Below are 1,932 nucleotides of genomic sequence, written 5' to 3'. Positions count from 1 at the left end.
CCAGCCGATCGTGAACTCTATGCAAGATCGGTCTACGGCATCGAGAAGAAGCAGCTCCCTTACCTGCTGTGCGTGACCAACATGCTGTTGCACGATATCGATAATCCTGAAGTCTTTCACGATAACTCTCTCGAGAAGGATGTTCGCGAGTGGAAGCACAAGCCTGACGGCCAGTTTGACGTCGTACTTATGAACCCGCCCTATGGCGGGTCCGAGAGTGCATCGGTGCAAAACAACTTCCCTGTTGCACTCCGTAGCTCCGAGACCGCAGATCTATTCCTTGGACTCATTCTTTATCGTCTTAAGCGAGGCGGCCGCGCTGCTGTTATCATTCCGGATGGTTTTCTCTTTGGCCAGGATAGTGCAAAGACGGAGATCAAGCGTCGCCTGCTTGAGGACATGAACTTGCATACTGTCTTGCGCCTTCCACAGAGTGTTTTCGCTCCGTACACGAGCATCACTACTAACGTTCTGTTCTTCGATAATACGGGGGCCTCTGAGGGCGTTTGGTTCTATCGCATGGACATGCCCGAGGGGTATAAACACTTCTCTAAGACCAAGCCCATTAGGATCGAACATTTTGCACCTGTAAAGGAATGGTGGGAGAACCGTCGGGATATCGAGGAAGACGGCAATCCCAAGGCCAAGTACTATACGGTTGACGAGTTGCGAGACGGCGGTTTTAACTTTGACGTGTGCGGCTATCCTCACGAGGAAGAGGAGATCTTACCGCCTGACGAACTGATCAGGAACTACAAAGAAGAGCGCGCTAAGCTCGATGCCGAGATTGACCAGAAGCTTGCTCGTATTTGCGAGATTCTTGGGATTGAGGCGTAGATGAAGGCAAAAGACCTGAAGAACTCAATCCTGCAAATGGCGATTGAGGGAAAGCTCGTTCCACAAGACCCGAGTGATGAGCCTGCAAGCGTCCTGCTTGAGCGTATTCGTGAAGAGAAGCATAAGCTTATTGCTGAGGGTAAGGCTAAATTCCCGAAGGGCGGGGAGAGCATTATCTATATCGGTTCCGATGGCTCCCCCTATGAGAAGCACGTGGACACTAAGGGACGCGTTCTGAGCGACAAGTGCATCGCGGACGAGGTTCCGTTTGGGATTCCGGAAAGCTGGGCCTGGGCGAGATTTAGTGAAGTCATTGGAATTGCAGCGCGTTTGGTCGACCCGTTGAAATATCAGGACTTTCCTCATATCGCGCCTGACAACATCCAAAAAGGCACCGGAAAGCTCTTGTTCTGTCATAGTGTTAAGGCCGACGAGGTTAAGAGCGCCAATCACCTGTTCTCTGCAGGACAGATTCTCTATTCGAAGATTCGTCCAGCTCTTCGAAAGGCGGTTATCGCCCCTTTTGATGGGCTGTGTAGTGCGGATATGTATCCGCTCAACACCAAGCTGCAACCTGAATATGTCCTCACGGTTCTCCTCAGCAATTTCTTCACTGAGGAGACGCTTAAGGGTGATACGCGTGTCAAAATGCCAAAGACTAATCAGAAGTCATTGAACGTCATTCTGGTCCCAGTTCCGCCTCTCGCCGAGCAGCGCCGCATCGTCGAGCGGGTGAACGAGCTCATGCCCCTGGTCGAGGAGTACGGTGAGCTCGAGGACGCCCGCGAGGAGCTCGACGCCGCGCTGCCCGGCCGCCTGCGCAAGTCGGTGCTGCAGCTGGCGGTTCAGGGAGGGCTCGTGCCGCAGGACCCCGCAGACGAGCCCGCCGGCGTTCTGCTGGAGCGCATCCGCGGGCAGCGCCGGCAGCTCGTGGCCGAGGGGGAGATGAAGGCCCCGAAGGGCGGTGAGTCGATCATCTTCGCCGGTTCCGATGGCCGCCGCTATGAGAAGAGGGTGGACGCCAGGGGCCGCGAGTCCGAGCCCGTCTGCATCGAGGACGAGATCCCGTTCGAGATACCCGAGAGCTGGGAGTGG

General features: G+C 55.1%; 2 protein-coding genes. Both read left to right on the top strand.

Annotation, left to right across the window (positions count from 1 at the left end; genetic code table 11):
• On the top strand, window positions 1-837 hold an 837-nt coding region (locus AB5164_RS10095), incomplete at its 5' end, for an HsdM family class I SAM-dependent methyltransferase (RefSeq protein WP_368148082.1).
• The coding region (locus AB5164_RS10090; protein ID WP_438265629.1) for a restriction endonuclease subunit S at window positions 838-1,932 on the top strand (1,095 nt) is incomplete at its 3' end. It lies immediately after the preceding gene.

The sequence above is a fragment of the Collinsella aerofaciens genome, assembly GCF_040915425.1.
In the GTDB taxonomy this organism is placed as follows: domain Bacteria; phylum Actinomycetota; class Coriobacteriia; order Coriobacteriales; family Coriobacteriaceae; genus Collinsella; species Collinsella aerofaciens_BW.
The sequence above is the reverse complement of the archived record's forward strand: the minus strand, read 5'-3'. Positions and strand labels throughout refer to the sequence as shown.